Source organism: Sulfurovum sp. TSL1 (assembly GCF_019972135.1).
Taxonomy (GTDB): Bacteria; Campylobacterota; Campylobacteria; order Campylobacterales; family Sulfurovaceae; genus Sulfurovum.
The window spans coordinates 1,767,511-1,782,176 of the sequence record NZ_BPFI01000001.1 but is presented as its reverse complement, the minus strand read 5'-3'; the positions used below and the strand labels follow the sequence as shown (position 1 = coordinate 1,782,176).

Below are 14,666 nucleotides of genomic sequence, written 5' to 3'. Positions count from 1 at the left end.
TGGGCTAACTCAGCCTAGGTCTCTGTGTTTGTGGACGCGTATTATAGCACCGAACATCTTTCATGTCAAGGGTTTTTCGCGAAATATGCTAAATTTCTTGAAAAATTTTTTTTACTTACATCATTATATATAAAATTGACCCTCTATGCCTAGTATTTATGTTTTGTATTTTATAATCCTAAGTTCAGTCAACACTCAAGGAATACGTATGCGCCTACTTTTTCTATTTCCTGCTCTATTCTTATTATCTGCCTGCATGGATACTGCTGAAGTGCCTACTTCAAGTGTAGAAGAAAAAAGTATAGCACAGATCCAAAGCAGTAAAACAGAGGCACAGAAAGCACAGGACGAGTACAAAAAGTTACAAGAAGAAAGAGCCAAAGAGTAAATGCTATTATTAACCTTAGATTAATCTCTGTGGACTATACTTTCTCATTAAATTTATAATTGAAGGAATATTATCATGGCTTTATATGATAGAGACTATACATCAGCAGAAGCTGGATACGTTCAAGAAGGCGCATCTGTAAGCTTTATGAAACAAACATATCAACTCTTGGCTGCGAGTATGATCGCTGCAGCTGCAGGTGCTTATGCAACGATGCCTTATGCTGAGACGATCATGCAATACAAGTGGTTCATTTTCGGTGCTGAGCTTTTAATACTGTTCTTTGGACTGAGTATGTCAAGAGGCAAAGCCGGACTGAACATGGCAATGCTTTTTGCATTTACTTTTTTAACCGGTGTTTCATTGGTACCACTTTTGGCTGCGCTGATCGGTGCTGGGAATGGTGCGGTGATCGGAAATGCATTCCTTATGACCTCTGTTCTTTTTGGTGCATTGAGTCTGTTTGCCATTAACAGCAAAACAGATTACTCAAGTTGGGGAAAACCGCTTTTTATCACACTGATCGTAGTGATCATTGCATCATTGGTCAATATGTTTATACTTCAAAGTCCTATGATGCATGTCATCATTACTGCAGGTATTTTGCTTCTGTTTAGTATCTTTACGATCTATGATACACAGAACATCGCAAATGGGGCCTATGACTCACCGGTAGATGCAGCGGTATCTCTTTACCTGGACTTCCTCAATATGTTTACAGCACTCCTCCAGCTTCTTGGTATCTTCGGAAGTGATGACTAGAGAAGAGACTTCGGAAAAGATTGCGCGTCTTATCGATGCCAATCTTAACCGACTGAAAGAGGGTATACGGGTGATAGAAGATATCAACCGTTATATCTATGATGATCAATCTTTAACTTCTTCCCTGAAACAACTGCGACATAAACTCCAGCCTGCCTATGACCAAAATCGTCTACAATACAGAGATATAGAGAACGATGTACAAAAAGAAAGTATCACTTCTGAATTGTCCCGTAGCAGTATCAATGACTTGATCATAGCAAACTTTTCAAGAGCACAGGAGTCTGCACGTGTCCTTGAAGAGAGCTTTAAACTGGTAGACCATACATTATCGGAACTCTTCAAAGAGGTTCGTTATGGCCTGTATGCGGTAGAAAAATCATTTTTTATGCAGAAGAATGTGATAGAGAAGTAGCTTTCACGAATAGAACTTCAAACTCCAGATAATCCAAAGGGTAATGTTTCATAAGTTCTTTGGTCTGTTTGTATGTCAGTTGCTTTTCTCCTCCGCTGACACCACTTTTTTTAATATAACTGAACATTTCGCGTACACTCTCAAAGTGCAATTTATACTTCTTTACTTCAAATGCAGCGTCATAGTATTTCTCTATCGTCTCTCTCAGCACAGATTCAGGGTAAATAGGTGAAGTGATCTGGGCTGTTTCATGCAACGTTTTAAACGTATGGGAGGTAAAAATGGCAAAATAGGCATGGGATGCCTTTTTTGAGATCTCAGAAAGCGTGAAATCCAGATCTTTACTCCATTGCAAAGCTGAAGAGGAGAGAAGAAGATTCCCTGGTGAACATGAAAGGTTCTCAAAAGTTCCAGGCTTGTTGAAGTCCGCACAAATTTTCTTGACCTTCTCTGATGAGGGGTGTATCTTCAGCATCTCTGGCGAAGAGTCCAGCGCGAGAAGCTGATCAAAGGAAAGATCATGGTTCAACAGGTTCTTATAGACCTCTCCACTACCACAGCCGATATCTATGATCGTCGTATAATGAGAGGGGGGAAGTTGTTCTACCAATGCTTTGGCAACCTCTGCCTGGATGACATTGTAGGTATCATACTCATGTGCAAAACGGGAGAACTCCTGAATAACAGTAGACACGGCTTCTCTCCTTTTGCACGAAATGATGCGCTTCATCACCATTTCAAACTTTTTTGGGTATAATCGCCGAAATTATACCCAAATTTCAATGGGCTATCCAATCACATAAAGAGGCATAGATGACATCAACACTTTTAATCGTACAAATCATACTTGCAATAGCGATCACGATCGCAGTACTGTTGCAAAAGAGTTCAAGCATAGGTCTTGGCGCATACAGTGGAAGCAATGAATCTGTATTTGGTGCAAAAGGACCGACTGGTTTTCTTGCAAAACTTACATTTACGCTTGCATTTGCATTTATCGTTAATACCTTAGTATTGGGATACCTGTATACCACAGCAAATACTGCATCTGTTGCAGACACTATCGTACCTGCAAATAATGCCGCTGTACCGGCAGTACCAACAGCACCGCAAAACACCACACCTTCTGCACCAGCTGCACCCGCTGCCAACTAACACCGTATAAAGAAGTTTTTCCTTCTTTATATACTCCTCTCGACCTACTCTCTAAATACATAACAAGGTAAAAAAGGGTAAAATTTCCCTAAATAATAGCTGAACCTTCTGATGACATCCTAGGCCTTTATCAGAAGATACAATAAGGAGATAGTTATGGTAAATGAGATTTTTGAACAAACAAAAGCAAATATGCAAAAGGGTATTGAAGCCCTTAAAAGAGACTTTTCTTCACTTAGAACGGGAAAAGTAACTACGGGTATCGTAGATAACATTAAAGTGGACTACTATGGAACAATGACAGCCCTCAACCAGGTAGGAAGTGTGATCGCGACAGATGCGACAACGATCAGTATTACGCCTTGGGAAAAAAATCTTCTTCCCGTGATCGAAAAAGCGATCCAGGAAGCAAACATCGGTGTGAATCCAAACAATGACGGGGACTTCATCAAACTCTTTTTCCCACCGATGACAAGCGAACAGAGACAAGAGATCGTTAAACAGGCCAAAGGTATGGTTGAACATGCAAAAATTGCTGTCAGAAATGTAAGAAAAGATGGTAATGACAAGATCAAAAAACTTGAGAAAGACAAAGAGATCAGTGAAGATGAATCTAAAAAAGCGCAAGAGCAGATCCAAAAGATCACAGATGAATATATTGCAAAGGTAGACGAAACATTCAAAGCTAAAGAAGCTGATATCCTTAAGGTTTAACTATGCAAAAAGCTTATGATGTAGAAAAAGCATATAAAGAGGCAAATGCTCTGCTTGAAGGGCACTTTCTTCTAGCAAGCGGCAATCACTCAAACAGATATCTTCAAAGTGCCAAAGTCCTTGAATACCCTAAAAAGGCCTCCTTGCTTACGGATGCGCTGGCAGAGATGATCCGATCACACGGTATTGAAGTGGATACAGTGTGTGCACCTGCTTTAGGCGGTGTACTTGCCGGTTATGAACTTGCACGTTCACTGGATGTACGTTCTATCTTTGTTGAAAAGAAAGAGGGAGGTATGGAACTGCGTCGTGGGTTTGAAGTAGCAAAGGGTGAGAAGATCATCATTTGTGAAGACATTATCACGACCGGCGGCTCTGCCCTGAAGGCGGCCAAGGCTATAGAAGCACTGGGTGGAGAAGTTGTTGCTTTCGCAGCACTGGCAAACAGAGGTTTTTGTAAACGTGTGGACAGTAATACTGAGGCGAAAGAAGCGTGCAGTCTTCCAAATGATGTCCCACTCTTTGCACTGGATGATTTTACTTTTGAAATGTTTTCTCCAGAAGAGTGTCCTATGTGTAAAAAGGGCAGTACTGCGATCAAACCGGGGAGTAAAGGGTAAACCTTTTGCCTTCATGGCTTCTCATTTCGGTTCCACCACTCTCATCGTGAATCGTTTCACGATGATCAAACGTTACTTACCCTCCAGACAACTGCACAACTCTCCACATCTATATCGCTCTTTCTTGGCTTAATGTTCACTGTCTCTATTTCACAGTTGTCTACACTGTATTTTTCCTGTAAAGCATCTATTTTATCTTCCATTTCAACTTCAAGTGCTTCTATCTCTTCTTCTATGGTTGCCATACGTTCTTCTGCTATACTCATCTCTCCGCGCTCTTTAAGGATCTTGCTTCCTTTACTGACAGCTCGGCCTATCTTTGTCGGATTGGAACGTCCGAACAGAGCACCAAGGACAGCGATGCCTGCATCTATCATGGATCCTGTCGAATCTGATGCCTCTTTTTCCACTCGCTCTTTGGCACGGGAAAGTCTTTCCAGAAGTGTTTTCTCTTTTCTGCTATAACGTACTTGAAGTTTCTCTATCTCCATCTCTTTTTGTTCATTCAGTCCATCTTGCAAACGCACCATAAAGTCAGCACGTGACTCATCTACCTTGGATTCCAGCCTGGGCGAGAGACAACGCAGCAGTTCCAAGGTGTGCTCGCGGTAAAGGGTCTCTTTCAGTTCTCTTACTGCTTTTGCCAATCTCTTGTCTTTTAAAACAATCTCAGGTAGAGGATGGAACTTCGCATTTGAAGGGGGTGTATGGGGAAACCTGTCAAATCCGAGCGTTTCCTCGACCGCATCCTCCCATGCAATACGCTGCTGTGTTTCATCCAATGCCAGATAAAGTTCGATCATTCTCTCACAATCGATACCTTTTCGTTGTTGGTAAAAATGTATTTTTACCTTGGCCCCCAATGTGGGAGAAAATATATTTTGTGCTGATGCATCAGGTTCGTAGTATTGGGGGATAGATGCATCGATCGTCTGATAACTTTCCAGCTGGGAGGTATGCTGAACTAGACTCTCTACACGTTGTGCTTCACTTTTCTGTATCGATTTTTGCCTCTGCATGAGCATAGAGATCTCATCTTTTTTGAGTGGCCCTTTCAAATAACACATCACCCAACGTGTACTGAAGAGCCTGATATCATCCAAATGCGCACTTTTAAGGAAGAAAGTTCTTTTTTTCAGATTGGCCAAGAGATGCTTGATCTCGTTCTTCTCAAAGTTTGAACCTACTTTTCCTCCAAGCCCATCGATCACTCTCTCTATGTCCTGTGTCGTTTGCAGTCTTCCGATGAACCAAGTGCCTATGTTTGAAAGCCCTTTATAGTCCAAATCTACAGGGTTTTGCGTACTCAGTACCACGCCTACACCAAAAGCCCTTGCCTGTTTGAGGAGAAGCAGCATAGGCTCTTTACTTGGCGGGTTCTTGGTAGGAGGAAAGAATCCAAAGATCTCATCCATATAGAGGAGTGTCTTCAGTGCAGAAGTACCGCTTAGACGGCGCATCCATGCAATGTATCTATTGAGCAGCAGGGTGACAAAGAACATACGCTCATCATCATTGAGGTGAGAGATAGAGAAAATGGCTACTTTGGCTTTGCCGTTTTCATCATACAACAGTTTTTGGATATCCAGACTCTCTCCCTGCAGCCAAAGTGAAAAACTTGGGCTAGCAAGCAGTGCATTGAATTTGGCAGCCAATTTGAAACGGTCATTTTGCAGATAAAAATCGTCCAGAGACAATACCCCTATCTTGCTAAATGATGGGTTAAGTATCTTTCCTATGATACTTTCTATACTGAGATCTTCCTCTTCGACCCATGATCTTGTGATGATCTGTGCGAGCAGGATATACTCTTTGGACTCCAAAGGGTCCGCATGTATACCCACCAAAGAGAGCAATGATGTGGTGGTACTTTTCAAATAGGAGGCAAAGGTATCGCTCTCTTCAAGTATCTCCGCCGGAGGTACTTCCAAAGAGCTCATAATGTTCACAGAGACACCGGCTGAACTGCCCGGGGTATAGATGGTTTTTTTTACCTCATGGAATTTTTGTACCCGTTCTACACTTTGTCCCCAACTCTCTATTCCCTCTTTCCACATAGTGCTTATCTTCTGGGCATACTCATGAGGATCGGTCTCTTTGGACTTTGCTTCATCTGCTACCCATGGCTCAAAAGAGGCAGCTGAAAAACTTGGATCGGTCAGGCACAGGTCTCCCATATCTCCTTTTGGATCTATGATGATGGAAGGAATATTGTCTATGGCGGCTTCTTCTATAAGGCCTACCCCCAATCCTGTCTTACCTGAGCCTGTCATTCCTATGATCGCTGCATGGGTGGTAAAGTTTTTGTTTTTCAGCAGTGTCAGGGCCTCTGTTGCCTCCATACTTTGCTTCTCTATCTCTTTCCCCAGATAAAACAGTCCTAACTTTTCATAGATCTCTTCCATGCCCAGATCCTTCCTGATAAAAATACTTACAGTCTATTTTAGCAAAAGTTCGTTGGATTATTCTGTAGAGGAGAAAAACAGATGCTATAGCGGTGTTGACGGAACCGTCGTTGCATTTTTGTCGGTAGGTGCCTTCTTTTTCTCAGGCTTGACAATGCCCTGTAACATAAAACTGATAGGCTCTTTTCCTTGCTGCTGTATCAGTACCAGGATCTTGTCTTTTTCATGGTAGAGATCAAAGAGCTCTATCCCTGTCATCACAGGATCAATTTCAACCCGTTCTTCTAAGCGCAGAGGTAAATGGTACCCGTTCCCTTCGATCCGTGCCAGTGTGTTGTCTTTTTTAAGCACGACCCAACAGACTTTCGCAGAAGGTAACGCATAGAGCGAGTTACGTGTCTCTCCGATGCAGACTCTGTTGAATTCATCTTTTGTGATCGTGATATTGCCATCGGAATTGATCATATCCATATACAGCACTTTGGTGACATTGGTGGTTTTTTTAGACCTTTCCAAATATTGGGCAAGTTGCTGATTGGAGTCCTGCATCATATCTACGGAAGAGAAAAGGGCTACGATCACGATGCCCATAAGGGCAATGGAGATAAGTACTTCTAAAAGGGTGAATGCTTTACGATGGATCATGGACCTTAGCCGTCCATAAGCCCGACACGGATCGCTTCTTCATAGCTGGTTTGCCCTTCTAACAGCATCGCTTTTAGCTTATCGGCGATGGTTTTCATCCCATCTCTCTTCATCGCTTCTCTGATCTGATGGTCATTGAAATCATCTTTCATCATCTTTTTGACCTTATCATCAATGATAAAAAGTTCTCCAATGGCCTGTCTGCCTTTATATCCTGTAAAATCACACGCTTTGCATCCTACGGCTTTAAAGAAGATCTTCTCTTCTGGTACACCTATCTCTTGTGTTATGGCAGGCGCTAGCTTGGTCTCTTCTTTACAGTGTTCACAGAGTTTACGTGTAAGCCTTTGGGCCAGTACACCCAACAGGGTAGAAGAGACAAGAAAGTTTGCTATCCCCATATCCATCAAACGGCTTAAGGCTGACGTTGCATCATTGGTATGCAGGGTGGAGAGAAGCAGGTGACCGGTCAATGCTGAACGCAGCGCAATTTCTGCAGTTTCGTTATCACGTATCTCCCCTACCATGATAATGTCCGGGTCTTGTCTCAAAATAGAACGTAACCCTGCGGCGAAGGTAAGCCCTACTTTGCTGTTTACCTGTATTTGGGAGATGTTGTCTGCATTGTACTCTACGGGATCTTCTACGGTAATGATATTCTTGTCCGGTGTGGCAATATGCTGCAGACAGGCATGCAGCGTGGTTGATTTACCTGAACCCGTAGGACCGGTTACCAGTATCATGCCATGGGCATGGTTGAGAAGTCTATAGAGGTCCTGCGTGATCTCATCTACAAAGCCTAAGGATTCAAGTGTCGGGATATGCTCTGTTTGGGCAAGGATCCGCATCACGATCCTTTCACCATGATAGGTAGGGAGTATGGAAACCCTTACATCAATGCTTTTTCCGGAGATCGCCAACTGAGTACGTCCATCCTGAGGTACTCTCTTTTCAGAGATATCCAGATTTGATATGACTTTGATACGGTTGATGACCAGATTCACGATACTTTTATCAAGATCAAGATGTTTTTTGAGCGCACCGTCTATACGTAAACGCACTTCACCCTTCTTGTCTCCGCTCTCAATGTGAATATCGCTTGCCCCTTTTTGGAGCGCTTGGAAAAAGAGTGAATTGACCAGCTTGATGATAGGTGCAGACTCTTCACTTGAAAGCAGGTCCTGGGAATTACGGATAAATTCAAGCAGATCAGACTCAACTTCTATGAGCTCTTCAGAAGTCGTTGCCATCTCATCAAAATCAGATCCTGTCTGGATCTCCAAAAATTTATTTTTTAACCGTTCAAAGCTCTCTGCATCCACGATGGTGACAGGATAGTCCAACGAGAGTTTTGATAGATAGTTGAGTGCATCGCCCAGTGTCTTTTCCTCAACGATACAGGTTTTGACCTCATCGATCATAGAAAAGAGCAAAGCGTGCTTGATCGCGAGCTTGTGGTTGATCTCTTCTTCCCAGAGAGGGTCAAGGTTTACATCCTTAAGACGGGGAAACTGCATCATACTTCCTCTAAGATACTTAAATTACTTTTAGGTTTTCTCTGGATCCTTCTGCTTGCAGGGACAATGGCCTCTTCAGCAGAGATACCTGTTTTTTCTTCCAGTGCTTCATTGAAGAAAGTATTATATCTGTCCTGTACCTCTTCGAGTTCAGCCAGCATACTTTTCAACTTCTGGAGGTCACCACTTTCTCTTACAATATACGGGGTGAGATAGATCACGACATTCTGTTCCTGCTCTATATCTGAAGTATGCTTGAACAACTCTCCTAAAACAGGAATGTCTCCCAGCAGTGGCACTTTAGAGATCCCTTTACCGCCTGTTCTCTTGATCAATCCGCCCAGAATGATCATTTCGCCGTTGTTCACGATCGCATTGGTCTTCACGGTTCTTTTTGTCGTCGTTGGCCTGTCTGCCATTTGCGCCGAAGAAGGATCGATATCTTCCAGTATGGTCTCCACCTCCAACGTGACTTTGTTGTTGCTCGAGAGTCGTGGTTTCACTTTAAGACTCAGGCCGATATCTTCTCTTGAATAGTTGTTGACCACATTGGAGACACCTGTCGTGGACTGCTGTGCCTGGGTCAAGATGGACATCGTCTGACCGACATAGATCTCGGCTTCTTTGTTATTGGTACAAAGCACAGAGGGCTCGCTCAGGATACGTGCTGCACCATTGTTTTCCAAAAGGTCAAGCGTAGCACCCAAAGCAAAAACCTTGTCCACTGCATCAAACGAGAAAGCGGGTTCATTAGAGTAGATCGGATTCCCATTCGGATCAAACCCTTCAAAGTTGTTTGTATTCGCATTCAAAAAGCTCAAAAGTGCCGGAGAGATTTGCAGTGCAGAAGCTCCCATATTCCCTGCCAGCGTATAGAGACCGTTGGACGTAATAGCCCCGCCATTAAATCCGTATTTAAATCCTACCTGCTGTGCCATATTGCTGTCAACCTCAACGATCTTCGCTTTGACATACACCTGTACTTTAGGGATATCAATCCTATTTATCGTGTCCCTGATGTTCTTCATCTGTTCCGCTGTAGCAAGCAGGACCAGTGCATTTCTTTCGATATCAGAAACGACCATCGCCTTACTTGGCGGCTCTGCACCTTTTACCGGTGTCTTCATCGACACATCATTCATCTGTGAGATCAGCTTGCTCATGATCTTCTCCATCTCCTCGACATTGGAGTTTTTGAGTCTGATGACATACATCTTCTGTGTGGTGCTCTCTCCCTGAATGTCGAGCTGCTTGATATACTTGATCATACGGTTGTTATTCTTCGGCTGCCCTACCAGTATGATCGAATTGGTCGCATCATCTTTAAAGATATCAACGGTTTCACTCTCGATCGTTTGAGGGAAGATTTTCTTCGACATATTTTGCGCATTTGCAAAAACATCTTTGACCAAAGAGTTTTTCAGTTTGATCACCACTGATTTTTTTTCACCTGTTGTTTCGACAGCATTGATCACTTTAGCAATCGATTCCAATACTCTTGGGGTCGCAGTAATGGCCAAGACATTATTTTCTTTAAAAGAGATCACTTTTGCACTTCTGTCCAAAAGTGGTTTGATCTTTGCACGAAGTACCGCTGCATTGGTGTTCCTTAACGGGAACATCACCGTTTTCATCGTCTCCCCCTTGATAGAGCTGCTTACCTCAAGCCCCTCTCCTGCTGCATCCGTGCCTTTGACCACCTTATAATACTCACCCTGGTCTATGATCGTTAAACCTTTACCTCCGAGTATAGAGTTCGCCAAAGAGAAGAGTGCACTTTTTTTAACGGGCTGGGTGGAGACAAAGTTGATCTTTCCTGTGGGCTCTGCCTCGATCAAAATATTCTTTTGTGTGATTTTGGAGACCATCTCGATGAAGTCCTTTACACTCAGGTCACGAAAGTTTATATCTACCGTCTCTTCTTCCGCATATGACCCTACAGACAATACCAACAATATACTCAATACAATTTTAGTTAACTTCATATTCTAGCTCCATTTCTTCTTTACCTCTTTGAATAACCAATGTCAGGTTATTGATATTTGCAATATTTTTGTACACATCAAACGCAGCATTGTAACTGTCTATCTTTTGACCGTTGATCGATTTGATGACATCACCTCTTTGGATCCCGAGCTTCGCAAAAGGTGATCCTTTTCTAATAAAGGAGATACTGAAACCTTCTAGTTCCTTCCCTTTTTTGATCTCCTTGATACCGATGTTCTTATAAATATCATCCATATTTTTTGCATAGTGATCCAGCAGTGAGCGATCTACGATCTTGTGATCACCCGCATCTATCACTTCACCTTCAACTTGATCTGCAGAAGAGGCTGAAGCCGCAGAAGGCTGAGTACTTTTGATGCTCTCTTCCCCTTTTCTGCTGACGATCAGATTGATCTGATAGGTTTTTGCATCTTTGCTGAAGACCGCATAATTGCTCCCTGCCCCTTCGAGTACGAATCCATTGATCGCTTCACCTTTGGCTAGCACTTTTGTTGCACGTTTGTATTCTACCGTCACAACAGTGGCATCCGAAGCATTATAAATAGCCAAAAGTTTGATATCTTGAATGCTTCCTGCGGTTTGTACAGGTCTCTTCGTCACAGGTGCCGCTGCATCGCTGGGGCTTAACTTGACCCTATAGTAAAGGGGTTTGGCTCCTCTCTCTTCACTATGGTCGACTCCCATGGTCGGCAGCCATAGCAATTCAACCGCAAACCAGGCCATTTTGATCACAAGCACTAAAATCAACAGCGACCAGAGCCCCTTTACTGCTTCAGGTTTAAAAAGATGTTTCATAGAACCATCCTTTTTCAGATTTTTTCAACTGAGGCTTTAACATCTCTATGTCCTTACTCTCATTAAAATCCAAATGTACCGTACGTGCATTCAGATCGATTTCCCCTGTCATCCCGCCAAAAGAACCCTCTGCATCTACAGAGACCTTCAGAGGAGAGAGGATAGAATGCGAAAGCAGTGCTTTTTGTGTCTCTTGCGGTACCATCCTTTTTAAAGAATCATCCACATGGAGTCCCTGCAGTTCCAGGCTGCTGTAGAAAAGTAACGTACACAGATCCATCTCTTCAATGGTTGCCACAGGGATACCTTTAAAGTATACTGTGACCTGATGCAGATTCAAAGAAAAAAGCCCTTCCTCTATCTTCTCTTCATTGAGTTCTATCTCTTGCTCGGAAAGTGCCTCTTCCAGCTTATAGTAAAATTCCTGCTTAGGCATCAGTACCAGTATGGCAAACCAGGCCACTATCAATACGATACCACTCTTTTTTACCATTTGCATTTGAACTCCACATCATAAGATGAAGCGACTTTTTGTATCTTCAGCTTTTGTATCTCTACAGGAAGATTCAAGATCTTGGTCACTAAAGTATTTAACTCGTCCGCCGTTAAATTTTTATAGCTTGCTGTCACTTTTTTGTTTTGATCGCTCCATGTTACCTTGGAAGAGGGAACAAGCGTCTGAAGCTTCTCTACTTTTTTGCCGGTTCTCGTATCGTCCCATATCTTCTTCAGGGAGATGACCTCTTGGATCTCTGCTACAGAGTGTTTTGCTGCGGCAAGGCTTTGGGCCTGCGAGGAGACCTGTGCCGTTTTATACCCATAGGCCCCCAGCATAAAGACAAATGCAACCAGTGCGATCAACTCATTCTGATATCTTTTCCAGGTCATAGTGTACCTTCTATCTTCAGATCATGACTCCCTGAAACGGCCGAAGTTTTCAGATTGTTCTTGCTTGCCAACAGGGTAAGACGTTTTGCGACCTGGGCATCTTTACAGGTAAAGTGTATTTTGTAGCTCTTGGCATCTATCTCCAAGGAAGAGAGTGTCACCCCTTTAAAGATCATCCCTGATACCATTTTAACGATCTCCCGCTTTTTTCGTTCCGCTGTATCGATCGCTTTATATTTGGTCATGATGCTCTCTCGTGTATAGGTGCTCTGCAGAGCCGGATAGGCTGAAAGCAGCTCCTGCATCTTGGCCTCCCCGGCTTGTGAATCATCACTGTAACGACTCCCCTCAACAAAGAACATCAGCGCAAAAAGTATAAATATGGCTGCAAGCCTCGAGGCTTGCTTCAGGCTCAGTACCGAACCGTATGCGCCAGAAAGTACGATACCTTTTTTAGGCGTAAAACGATTGTCGAAGACCTGTGAAGAAGCGTGCTCATCCGCAAGAGCCCCTCTTGGAACGACCACGACCATACCGTCCAGAGAGACTAGCGCATCATCTTCTCCAAGTAAAAGAGGTGTCTCGAAAAGGTCGACGGATTGCTGGGCAAAAAAGAGTTTGGAAACGTGTTCCAAGGCAAAGCCTTTACTCTCTAAAAATGCCGCGATCTTCTCTAGATCATAAGCAAGGAAGACCCACGCTTCATCTTCTTTCCATACCATATACTCATAATCGCCTGCTTCAAGCAGGCCCTCAAAGAGTGATGGTGCGATCTTCTTTGCCTGATATGCGTAACGCAGAGGCAATACTTCTTTTTTAAGCGTGTAGAACTGTGGCGGCAACATGACATTCACAGCCTCTGTCAACGAGACAGGCTTCATAGAAGGATGTACAAGAAGTAACTCTTTATTGTTTCCCATAAAATTCAAAATATTTTGCCTCTCCCTGAATATATTCAAATCTAAATCCGTACTGCTCGTCCGCCATCGCATAGCGTACCGAGCATTCTGCCGCTTCTAAAAATGTTTCACCCGCAAGAATACTTTTTCTTTTCTCATACTCTCCGCCATTTTCACGTACAAAGTTTTCCAGCGTGCCTTTGTCCACAAGCGATGTCAACTCTTCAAGCGACGTCCACTCTTTCACCGTTGATACATCCATATCAAACAGATAGGCGAGGAGCTCCGGGGAACTGTACTCTGCATCTATTTTATCTGCTTCAGGAGAAAAACTAAAATATTTTCTCCATGGCACAGCTCCTATCTCGGGATCATCTACCTCAAATTGGTAACGGCTGATGATATCTGAGAACTGCTTGTAAGATATAATACCGTTTTTTTGGTGAAGCCTGCTTTGCTCTTTTTGTACCCATCTATTTTCCCCGCCTATCTCTTCAAGCAGCATCTCCTGCAATCTTCCCGGGTCCTGTATGTTATACTCTTGGGCAATCGTTTCAAAAAGCTCTTGTGCTACGGAACTATAGGCTGTTTTTTGTGCACTGCTGTCCAATCCAAGCCAGTTGATATTCACCCCTTTATACAAGGGGTCACACTGCAACTGCAGTGAAAACCCACCTTCTGGCGCCTGCAAGGGTAATGCCGTACTATATAATACAGAAAATAGGGGTTTTTTATTTTTAAACCCCTGAAATATATTTGTTATATCTTTATAGTATATATCTGCCTGTATCAGTGCGTTTGTATCGCTGGCATCCTGCCTGACCTCCTCAAAATAACTCAAAAGCACGGTGGTCAACGCGATGATAACGGCCAGGACCGACAAAGTGATCAGGAGGGCAAACCCCTGTCTATGCTTAACACTGTTTTGGGCAGGCTGTATTTTATCCATCTAAAAGCTCGATTAAAGTAAAATTTGTAGAACTGAGTCAAAATATTATACCGAAGCAAACTAAAGGACATATATGAAAAAAAACATGACGCTAAGAGCCGGTTTCTCTCTGATAGAACTACTCATCGTGATCGTTATTCTTGGAGGACTTGTTGCTGTTGTGGCACCAGGACTTATGGATGCTGCAGATGAGGCCAAAAGAGATACAGTCTGTTTAAAAATGAACGATCTGGGAAAGAGACTCGACATGTTCAAACTTGATAACGGGACCTACCCTGAAACAGAAGAGGGGTTTGAAGCACTGTTAAGCAACCCGGATCCGGATAAATACCCTAATTACCGTGCAAAACCCTACCTCAAGGAGATGCCTAAAGACTCATGGAAAACACCTTTTGTCTATATCAAGAAAGGAGAAGGGTTCGAACTCATCTCCTTTGCTGCGGACAGAAAAGAGGGTGGAGAAGAGAGCAATAGAGATATTCTCTTCAGTGAATGTAACAAATAAGC

The 14,666-nt window shown here is 43.1% G+C and carries 17 protein-coding genes; 7 read left to right on the top strand and 10 right to left on the bottom strand.

What is annotated here, in order from left to right:
- Positions 1-208: 208 nt before the first annotated feature.
- The 3 genes from LDM98_RS08860 to LDM98_RS08850 all read left to right on the top strand — a co-directional run bounded on the left by LDM98_RS08860 (position 209) and on the right by LDM98_RS08850 (position 1,565).
- Positions 209-388, top strand: a complete 180-nt coding sequence (locus LDM98_RS08860; RefSeq protein ID WP_223899047.1) for a hypothetical protein — start codon at positions 209-211, stop codon at positions 386-388.
- A gap of 75 nt (positions 389-463) precedes the next feature.
- A complete protein-coding gene (locus LDM98_RS08855; protein WP_223899046.1) occupies positions 464-1,150 on the top strand; it encodes a Bax inhibitor-1/YccA family protein in 687 nt (228 codons plus the stop codon).
- Positions 1,143-1,565 (top strand): thiamine-phosphate pyrophosphorylase, encoded by a 423-nt coding sequence (locus LDM98_RS08850; protein WP_223899045.1) that lies wholly within the window; start codon positions 1,143-1,145, stop codon positions 1,563-1,565. The genes LDM98_RS08855 and LDM98_RS08850 overlap by 8 nt, the downstream gene beginning before the upstream one ends.
- On the opposite strand, the gene LDM98_RS08845 is transcribed toward LDM98_RS08850, so the two are convergent.
- Positions 1,537-2,259: a methyltransferase domain-containing protein gene (locus LDM98_RS08845; protein ID WP_223899044.1), complete on the bottom strand. Its 723-nt coding sequence runs from the start codon at positions 2,257-2,259 to the stop codon at positions 1,537-1,539. The two genes, LDM98_RS08850 and LDM98_RS08845, sit on opposite strands and share 29 nt — an antisense overlap.
- A gap of 119 nt (positions 2,260-2,378) precedes the next feature.
- On the opposite strand from LDM98_RS08845, the gene secG reads away from it, so the two are divergent.
- The 3 genes from secG (at position 2,379) to pyrE (ending at position 4,054) form a co-directional block, all read left to right on the top strand.
- Positions 2,379-2,720: a preprotein translocase subunit SecG gene (secG, locus tag LDM98_RS08840; protein ID WP_223899043.1), complete on the top strand. Its 342-nt coding sequence runs from the start codon at positions 2,379-2,381 to the stop codon at positions 2,718-2,720.
- Between the two features lie 156 nt (positions 2,721-2,876).
- On the top strand, positions 2,877-3,434 hold the full coding sequence (frr, locus tag LDM98_RS08835; RefSeq protein ID WP_223899042.1) for a ribosome recycling factor: 558 nt from the start codon (positions 2,877-2,879) through the stop codon (positions 3,432-3,434).
- Between the two features lie 2 nt (positions 3,435-3,436).
- Positions 3,437-4,054: an orotate phosphoribosyltransferase gene (pyrE, locus tag LDM98_RS08830; RefSeq protein ID WP_223899041.1), complete on the top strand. Its 618-nt coding sequence runs from the start codon at positions 3,437-3,439 to the stop codon at positions 4,052-4,054.
- 65 nt (positions 4,055-4,119) lie between these two features.
- Here pyrE and LDM98_RS08825 read toward each other — a convergent pair whose 3' ends face one another.
- The 9 genes from LDM98_RS08825 to LDM98_RS08785 form a co-directional block, all read right to left on the bottom strand.
- Complete coding sequence (locus tag LDM98_RS08825; RefSeq protein ID WP_223899040.1) at positions 4,120-6,459, bottom strand: ATP-binding protein; 2,340 nt, start codon at positions 6,457-6,459, stop codon at positions 4,120-4,122.
- Between the two features lie 84 nt (positions 6,460-6,543).
- Entirely contained in the window at positions 6,544-7,104 is a 561-nt protein-coding gene (locus LDM98_RS08820; protein WP_223899039.1) for a type II secretion system protein J, read from the bottom strand.
- Between the two features lie 5 nt (positions 7,105-7,109).
- Positions 7,110-8,621, bottom strand: coding sequence for a GspE/PulE family protein (locus LDM98_RS08815; protein WP_223899038.1), 1,512 nt, complete (start codon positions 8,619-8,621; stop codon positions 7,110-7,112).
- A complete protein-coding gene (gspD, locus tag LDM98_RS08810) occupies positions 8,621-10,606 on the bottom strand; it encodes a type II secretion system secretin GspD (RefSeq protein WP_223899037.1) in 1,986 nt (661 codons plus the stop codon). The genes LDM98_RS08815 and gspD overlap by 1 nt, the downstream gene beginning before the upstream one ends.
- Positions 10,593-11,423 (bottom strand): PDZ domain-containing protein, encoded by an 831-nt coding sequence (locus tag LDM98_RS08805; RefSeq protein ID WP_223899036.1) that lies wholly within the window; start codon positions 11,421-11,423, stop codon positions 10,593-10,595. The genes gspD and LDM98_RS08805 overlap by 14 nt, the downstream gene beginning before the upstream one ends.
- A complete protein-coding gene (locus tag LDM98_RS08800; protein WP_223899035.1) occupies positions 11,407-11,922 on the bottom strand; it encodes a hypothetical protein in 516 nt (171 codons plus the stop codon). The genes LDM98_RS08805 and LDM98_RS08800 overlap by 17 nt, the downstream gene beginning before the upstream one ends.
- A complete protein-coding gene (locus LDM98_RS08795) occupies positions 11,910-12,311 on the bottom strand; it encodes a hypothetical protein (protein ID WP_223899034.1) in 402 nt (133 codons plus the stop codon). Before LDM98_RS08795 ends, LDM98_RS08800 begins: the two co-directional genes overlap by 13 nt.
- Positions 12,308-13,231: a hypothetical protein gene (locus LDM98_RS08790; RefSeq protein WP_223899033.1), complete on the bottom strand. Its 924-nt coding sequence runs from the start codon at positions 13,229-13,231 to the stop codon at positions 12,308-12,310. The genes LDM98_RS08795 and LDM98_RS08790 overlap by 4 nt, the downstream gene beginning before the upstream one ends.
- Positions 13,218-14,159, bottom strand: coding sequence for a hypothetical protein (locus tag LDM98_RS08785; RefSeq protein WP_223899032.1), 942 nt, complete (start codon positions 14,157-14,159; stop codon positions 13,218-13,220). The genes LDM98_RS08790 and LDM98_RS08785 overlap by 14 nt, the downstream gene beginning before the upstream one ends.
- A gap of 73 nt (positions 14,160-14,232) precedes the next feature.
- Between LDM98_RS08785 and gspG the strand changes: the two genes are divergently transcribed.
- Positions 14,233-14,664 carry a type II secretion system major pseudopilin GspG gene (gspG, locus tag LDM98_RS08780; RefSeq protein WP_223899031.1) on the top strand — a complete coding sequence of 144 codons (432 nt, stop codon included), beginning with the start codon at positions 14,233-14,235 and terminating at the stop codon, positions 14,662-14,664.
- The last annotated feature ends 2 nt before the right edge of the window (positions 14,665-14,666 follow it).

What these genes read in the sequence shown, in the direction of transcription:
- LDM98_RS08860 (WP_223899047.1), top strand. Translation starts at nt 209, where the DNA reads ATGCGCCTACTTTTTCTATTTCCTGCTCTATTCTTATTATCTGCCTGC.
- LDM98_RS08855 (WP_223899046.1), top strand. Translation starts at nt 464, where the DNA reads ATGGCTTTATATGATAGAGACTATACATCAGCAGAAGCTGGATACGTT.
- LDM98_RS08850 (WP_223899045.1), top strand. Translation starts at nt 1,143, where the DNA reads ATGACTAGAGAAGAGACTTCGGAAAAGATTGCGCGTCTTATCGATGCC.
- secG (WP_223899043.1), top strand. Translation starts at nt 2,379, where the DNA reads ATGACATCAACACTTTTAATCGTACAAATCATACTTGCAATAGCGATC.
- frr (WP_223899042.1), top strand. Translation starts at nt 2,877, where the DNA reads ATGGTAAATGAGATTTTTGAACAAACAAAAGCAAATATGCAAAAGGGT.
- pyrE (WP_223899041.1), top strand. Translation starts at nt 3,437, where the DNA reads ATGCAAAAAGCTTATGATGTAGAAAAAGCATATAAAGAGGCAAATGCT.
- LDM98_RS08825 (WP_223899040.1), bottom strand. Translation starts at nt 6,459, where the DNA reads ATGGAAGAGATCTATGAAAAGTTAGGACTGTTTTATCTGGGGAAAGAG.
- LDM98_RS08820 (WP_223899039.1), bottom strand. Translation starts at nt 7,104, where the DNA reads ATGATCCATCGTAAAGCATTCACCCTTTTAGAAGTACTTATCTCCATT.
- LDM98_RS08815 (WP_223899038.1), bottom strand. Translation starts at nt 8,621, where the DNA reads ATGCAGTTTCCCCGTCTTAAGGATGTAAACCTTGACCCTCTCTGGGAA.
- gspD (WP_223899037.1), bottom strand. Translation starts at nt 10,606, where the DNA reads ATGAAGTTAACTAAAATTGTATTGAGTATATTGTTGGTATTGTCTGTA.
- LDM98_RS08805 (WP_223899036.1), bottom strand. Translation starts at nt 11,423, where the DNA reads ATGAAACATCTTTTTAAACCTGAAGCAGTAAAGGGGCTCTGGTCGCTG.
- LDM98_RS08800 (WP_223899035.1), bottom strand. Translation starts at nt 11,922, where the DNA reads ATGCAAATGGTAAAAAAGAGTGGTATCGTATTGATAGTGGCCTGGTTT.
- LDM98_RS08795 (WP_223899034.1), bottom strand. Translation starts at nt 12,311, where the DNA reads ATGACCTGGAAAAGATATCAGAATGAGTTGATCGCACTGGTTGCATTT.
- LDM98_RS08790 (WP_223899033.1), bottom strand. Translation starts at nt 13,231, where the DNA reads ATGGGAAACAATAAAGAGTTACTTCTTGTACATCCTTCTATGAAGCCT.
- LDM98_RS08785 (WP_223899032.1), bottom strand. Translation starts at nt 14,159, where the DNA reads ATGGATAAAATACAGCCTGCCCAAAACAGTGTTAAGCATAGACAGGGG.
- gspG (WP_223899031.1), top strand. Translation starts at nt 14,233, where the DNA reads ATGAAAAAAAACATGACGCTAAGAGCCGGTTTCTCTCTGATAGAACTA.